The organism is Synechococcus sp. R5-12, assembly GCF_047502655.1.
Lineage (GTDB): Bacteria > Cyanobacteriota > Cyanobacteriia > Thermostichales > Thermostichaceae > Thermostichus.
The window spans coordinates 1-6,072 of record NZ_JANSIM010000114.1 but is presented as its reverse complement, the minus strand read 5'-3'; the positions used below and the strand labels follow the sequence as shown (position 1 = coordinate 6,072).

The window sequence follows — 6,072 nt, the reverse complement described above, 5'->3', positions numbered from 1 at the left end:
TACATTATTTTCAGTATAGTTGAGCTTATTATTGACTAGAGTCACGCTCCTGCTTAGCAGCTCCCTATGGTTGTCTCGGATCCCTTTGGCCTTGTTGTGCAAGAAGTGCAGCAGGGCGGGTACGCAGACCGAGTGAAAAAGCTGGTTTACTTTGCCTGCACCAGCACTTGGGAAAGCGATGTCAGCAAGTTGAACCAAATAGACCTGAAAGCCCTGCTGGAGCAGCTCTGCCGCCAGCACGCTACCCTTGATGCTTTGGGCCAACGCTTTCGAGAGGCCATTAGCCGCATCAACAAAAAAGCCGAGTATGCTCGCATCGCCAAGATGCTGCTAAGCAAGCTACAGCCCCTGTATCAACAGCCCCAAGCGGATCCCTCTAGCCCACTCATGCCCTCGCTCAAGGAGCCATCAGCTTGGGCCGCACCCTCGCCTATCTTGTCCTTGGAGTATGGAAGCCCACGACTGCAAAAGCAAGACTACGATCCCTTCGAGCTGCGGGCAGGGGTGATGCGGCAAACCAGCCCTTTGCGGGCCAAGCTGGTTCTGTTCACGGCTTTGTACCACAAAGTAGAGCCTACTCTGCAGGGGTTGGCGGCCCTGCGGCGCTACAGCCTGGACGAGCTGCTCAGAGCCCTCTACGATGCCTGCGCCTCCCCCCAAGAACTGGAAGCCCGGCTGAAGGAGGCGGTGCAGCAGTTGCAGGAGCCGGATCAGGATGGCCAAGCCGCCAATGCTGTGCTGCAGATGCTGAAGCCTCTTTACGTTGACGTGCCCCCAGCGACCCTCCCCGGCGGAGGATTGGCTGCTGAGCCTCTCTCCGCCAATCTGGATTGGCTGAATACCGAAGATGCCGCTCGCGCGGGCGAGGCAGAGTCCCTGGCCAGCCCCATGACTTGGATTGACGCTGGGATCCCAGAAGATGAGGAAGAACCTGCAGATCCTCTGGCTTTTGCAACCTGGACAACACCACCCGGCCCCTCTTCTGACCTGCGACAGGAGATCCCAGAGTCCTGCCGCCAACTGCTCCATCACAGCGCCGGATCCTTGATGGTTGCCATCGAGAACACCCTAAGCGAGTTGGGCAACGCCCTGGACGAAGGTCTGCAGGATGAGGATCCCGTCCAATATCTGACGCTCAAACACCAGGTGCTGCGCGGCTTCTTGAGGGATGTCGAGGGATCCGCCGCAATGTTCATGGGGATCTTGAAAAAGCTAGAACAATCGGAGTGGCGCTTGGTGCAGCCCCCTCACGTCAGCAGTGGGGAATACGCTTTGCCGGAGGCGATCACTGAGGTGCCCACCAACCTTGCGGATCCCTATGCTTCCCTGAGACAAGTCTTGGCCAGCAGCGAGCTGGCCCGGCAAAAGCCGCAGTTGGAGCAGGAGGTGATGCGTTTGGTGCGGCGCAGCGTCGGCTCTGTCAAAACTGCTATCGAACAGGCCCTGAGCGAGTTGGGCAAGGCGTTGGATGAGCAGTTCCAAACCTGCACTCTAGAGGAAGCCTTGGTTCTCAAGTACCAAACACTACGCGCCTTTTTGCAGGAAGTGGGGGAGATCTCCACCAAATTTGCTGCTTTCTTGGATCGCATGGAGGAGGCAGAGCGCCGTCTGTTCGGACTGGTTTGAGAGCCAAGCCCGCTGTTCGGGGATCCCGTTCAACACTCACGATCAGCCGCGCCGAGTGTTGGGGAAACGCCCGGATCCTTATCTAGAATAACCACCAGTGCAGCTCTCCCCTCTCTTCTATGGATGCCAAGGATCTGCTTCGGCTTTACCGGGCAGGACGGATCAACTTTGCCGGCGAGAACCTGGCCGCCCTTGACCTGAGCCGGGCCGATTTGATCGGGGTGGATCTCTCCCAAGCAGACCTGCACAGCGCCAACTTGATCTTCGCCTTCTTGGGGCGGGCCAAGCTGCAGAAGGCCAACCTCGTCGGGGCTAACCTCGGGGGGGCCAACCTCAGCCAGGCGGACTTGAGCGAGGCGGATCTCAGGGATGCCCAGTTGCACGGCACCACCCTACAAGGGGCAGATTTGCATGGGGCCAACCTAACGCTGGCTCTGTTGATCGATGCCAACCTGCTGGATGCGGATCTGCGTTGGGCCAACCTCACCAGTGCCAACTTGGGGGGAGCTTGCTTGCGGGGGGCTAATCTCCGTTTCGATAGCCGCCGGGGAGCGGTATTGCGCAACGCCAATCTTAGCCGCGCCGATCTCAGCGGAGCCAACCTGTCGGGAGCGGATTTGACGCGGGCCGACCTGAGCGGGGCCAACCTGAAAGAGGCCAGTCTGATCAAAGCCAACTTGCAAGGGGCCAATCTGCAGCAAGCCCGTTTGCAAGGGGCCATCCTGAGCGAGACCGACCTGAGGGGGGTTTCTTTTTTGGGGGCAGACCTGCAAGGGGCGCAGATGGCGCGGGCCAACTTGAAGGAGGCGATACTTCGCCAGGTGAATTTGACAGAGGCCAACTTAAGCGAGGCGGATCTGGCCGGGGCCGATCTTTCCGCGAGTTCTTTGTGCTCGGCCAAACTGGCGCGGACGGATCTCAGTCGGGCCAATCTGGCCGGGGCCGATTTGCGGTATGCCAACCTGGTGGACGCCTATTTGGGCCGCACCAATCTGGAAAATGCCGATCTCGGCAGCGCGATCCTAACCCGAGCCGATCTGAGCACAGCCAACCTCAGCGGGGCCAATTTGCGCGGGGCAACCCTGCCGGATGGACGGATAGGCTGATTTGACCGGCTCGCCGCCTCACAAGACGAGGATTCTTATCACTGGCTAAGACGGGGATCCGCCCTGGAAAAGGTGAGGTTTTCCCCTGCCGCAGAGGAGCCACAGCCGTTACCCTACAGGGGAAGGATGGGTCAGCAGGATCCGTGAACAGCCGCCGATTTCTGTCTTTGATGGAAGCTTTGTGGGCCGATCTGCCCTTGCCGGAATGGTTGCCGGGGGCAGGAGAGCGCTCGTGGCAGCAGACAGTGGCAGCTCTGCTCCAGCTCTGGCAAGAGGTTGGACAGTTTGGAGTGGTGATCGGTGGGCCGGTGTCTTGGTGGCCCCCCTGGGTGGTTCGGGAGCCGCTGCCCCAACTGCCGTCGCCCATCGACGCTCCAGAGCCAAACCTGAAGCTGCGGGAGCCGGCCCGTGAAGCCCCCTGGCTGTTTACCCCTGACTTGTCCCCTGAGTCGATTCTGACCCCTGGCCAGACGGTGATCCCTCTCTTGCCGCAGGATCCCCTGGTGGAGGAGCCTTTTTTGCTGGTGCTCACCCCTGTTTTTTCGGCGGTGGCCGCCCAAGGGCATCACCCCCACACGCGGCAGAGGGGGATGATGGTGTCTTTTGAGCCGGAAGTGGTGCATCGGGCTTGGCAGATCCTAGAGCAGCGGGTTCAACAGGGTAGGCCGGATCGCTTGCCCTTCTGGCAGGAGCTGATCAAGCACCATCCCCTCATGGAGCCTCATGTGCGGGTGCTGGCCCGCTTCAGCAGCCTTCTTCTGCTGGGAAACCTGGCCGAGTCGGGATCCCCGCCCGCTCGCTTACCCCCCGCCAGAGCCGAGAACTCCCCTGCGCCCACAACCCGGCCAGAAGATTGGCAGAAGCGGCGGTCTCCTCCTTCCCATGGCCAGCCTGCCGGTCAAGGCCAACAGAACAGCCTTTCGGAGGCAGAACTGTTGCGGGCTCTCATCCACGAGATCCAGACGCCCCTCAGCACCATCCGCACCTTGGTTAGTCTCATCCTGAAGCGGCACGATCTGCCGTCGCGGGTACGGGAATACGTGGAGAAAATTGACCGCGAATGTACCGAGCAAATCAACCGCTTCGGGCTGTTTTTCCAGGCTACAGAAACGGTGATGCCCGCTGCTACCCCACAGGAGGGGCGTCGGCTTCAGCTAGAGCCCATTGCGCTGGTGGACTTGGTGCGGCAAAACCTGCCTCGCTGGCAGGAGCAGGTGGAACGGCGGGGATCCCAACTGGAGTTGGAGATTCCCGATGAGCTGCCGGATGTGGTCAGCGATCCCAAGGCGCTGGAAGCGGTGCTGTTTGGCATGGTCGACCGCATTGCCCGCAGCACGCCGGCTGGCAGCCACATTCGCGCCCAGTTGGTCAGCGCAGGGGAGCTGGTCAAACTTCAGTTTCAGGTCAACACACCTGAGGGCAGCGACGCCACTGTTGCCTCAGAGCCCAAATCCCCTCAGGCGATTGGGCAGTTGTTGGTCGTGCAGCCGGATACCGGTGCAGTGAGCCTCAGCCTTCCCGTCACCCAAACTCTGTTCCGCGCCTTGGGGGGCTACCTCACCGTGCGCCACCGCGCCCGTCGGGGGGAAGTTCTCAACATCTACCTGCCCCGCCAGCTATAAGCCACCCAGTTGGGATCCCGATACCGTCTCAACGCTGATGTGGCGGAACCCAGGGAAGATGGGGCTAGGATCGATCTGCCAGCGCCGGGAGAGTCTAGGGATTGGATCCATGCCGAGAGCCAGAAAAGTTGCTGAACACCATCCAGAGCCTGAACCCGTCTGCGGAGCCGGAGAACCCAAGGTCAAGGGGGTCACTCTCTCTGCCCAGCAGCTTTCCACTTTGCTTCACGAAATGCGCAATCCTCTCACCGCCCTGAGCACGCTGGCCAAGTTATTACAAAAACGCTTGCCCCCAGAGGATCGCAACCACTGGATTGGCCTCAGCATTGAACAGGAGTGCAAACATCTACAGGAGCTGTTGGCGGAGTTTGAGCGTTGGGACGGGATCCCGGCCCCCCTCCAGCTTCAGCCCCTCTCCTTGGCCGACCTGCTGCGGGAGTGGATCCCCATCTATCAAGCCTTGGCCGAAACGCAGGGACACCACTTTCAAGCCGTCCTGCCCCCTTCCCTACCCCCTGTACAAGCCGATCCGCGCGCCCTGCGGCAGGTGCTTGATAACCTGATCGACAACGCTTGCAAGTACACCCCGCCCCCGGGTGAGATCCGGCTGAGGGTGGAGTTGGGTGAAGATCCCTCAACTGCTTCGCAACGGGAAGTGTTCGTTGCCGTCTGTGACAATGGCCCTGGTATTCATCCTGAGAATCTGGAGCGGATCTTCGATCCCTTTTTTCGGGCAGATCTTTCTAAGCCAGGGCAGGGGCTGGGGTTGGCCATTAGCCGCGACCTGGCCACCCGGATGGGCGGAGATCTCCAGGTGGAAAGCTCCCCCCAAGGCTCCTGTTTTCGCCTGAGATTGCTCACAGGTTAGTAGGAAGATTGTAGAGATATGGGATGGCAGGTGCCGCCAAACGCTTGAACGCTACCCAGGAGCTGCAGATGGCCTCTTCTCCCCCAGCTAAACCCGAACCCCCTGCTGCCAGTCCAGCAGCCCGCATTCTGCTAGTAGATGATGAACCCGGCTTACGGGAAGCGGTGCAAGCCTACCTCGAGGACAGCGGCTTTGAGGTGATCCCGGCGGCCAACGCCCAGCAGGCTCTGCAACTGCTCAGCACGGCCCAGCCTCAGTTGATCATCTCCGACATCATGATGCCGGGCATGGATGGCTATCAATTTTTGGCCCAACTGCGAAAACTCGAGCCCTACAGCCATCTGCCGGTGGTGTTCCTCACCGCCAAGGGGATGACCGCCGACCGCATCCAGGGTTACCGGGCCGGTGTCGATGCCTATTTGCCCAAGCCCTTCGATCCGGAGGAGCTGGTGGCCATTGTCTCCAATCTCATTGAGCGATCCCGAGCAGCCAGTCCTTCTGAAGTGGTCGCCCGCGAGCTGGCCTCCATTCGGGCGCTTCTGGCAGAGCGAACTCTTCCCCCAACCGGTCCCTCTCAGCCCCCCGCCCCAACTCCCTTGCCCCCACCCATTAAGGTAGAGTTCACGCCGCGCGAGCGACAGGTATTGGAAAAAGTGGCAGAAGGGCTGATGAACAAGGAGATTGCCAAGCAGCTGCAAACCAGCGTGCGCAACGTGGAAAAATACGTGACCCGCCTGCTGAACAAGACGGGCACCAGCAGCCGCACCGAGCTGGTGCGCTATGCTCTCACCTATGGCTTGATTCGGCTGTAGCTGATACATTTACGCTGAACACTGCTGAACATCACTGT

At 60.3% G+C, this 6,072-nt stretch carries 5 protein-coding genes; all 5 read left to right on the top strand.

The window, feature by feature from the left end; translation table 11 throughout:
* Window positions 1-66: 66 nt before the first annotated feature.
* The 5 genes from NW843_RS07055 to NW843_RS07035 all read left to right on the top strand — a co-directional run bounded on the left by NW843_RS07055 (window position 67) and on the right by NW843_RS07035 (window position 6,034).
* On the top strand, window positions 67-1,626 hold the full coding sequence (locus tag NW843_RS07055) for a hypothetical protein (protein WP_414522508.1): 1,560 nt from the start codon (window positions 67-69) through the stop codon (window positions 1,624-1,626).
* A 119-nt stretch (window positions 1,627-1,745) separates the two neighbouring features.
* Window positions 1,746-2,732, top strand: a complete 987-nt coding sequence (locus NW843_RS07050; protein ID WP_414522507.1) for a pentapeptide repeat-containing protein — start codon at window positions 1,746-1,748, stop codon at window positions 2,730-2,732.
* Between the two features lie 143 nt (window positions 2,733-2,875).
* Entirely contained in the window at window positions 2,876-4,354 is a 1,479-nt protein-coding gene (locus tag NW843_RS07045) for a sensor histidine kinase (RefSeq protein ID WP_414522506.1), read from the top strand.
* 109 nt (window positions 4,355-4,463) lie between these two features.
* Window positions 4,464-5,222: a sensor histidine kinase gene (locus tag NW843_RS07040; RefSeq protein ID WP_414522505.1), complete on the top strand. Its 759-nt coding sequence runs from the start codon at window positions 4,464-4,466 to the stop codon at window positions 5,220-5,222.
* Between the two features lie 68 nt (window positions 5,223-5,290).
* Entirely contained in the window at window positions 5,291-6,034 is a 744-nt protein-coding gene (locus tag NW843_RS07035; RefSeq protein WP_414373340.1) for a response regulator, read from the top strand.
* The last annotated feature ends 38 nt before the right edge of the window (window positions 6,035-6,072 follow it).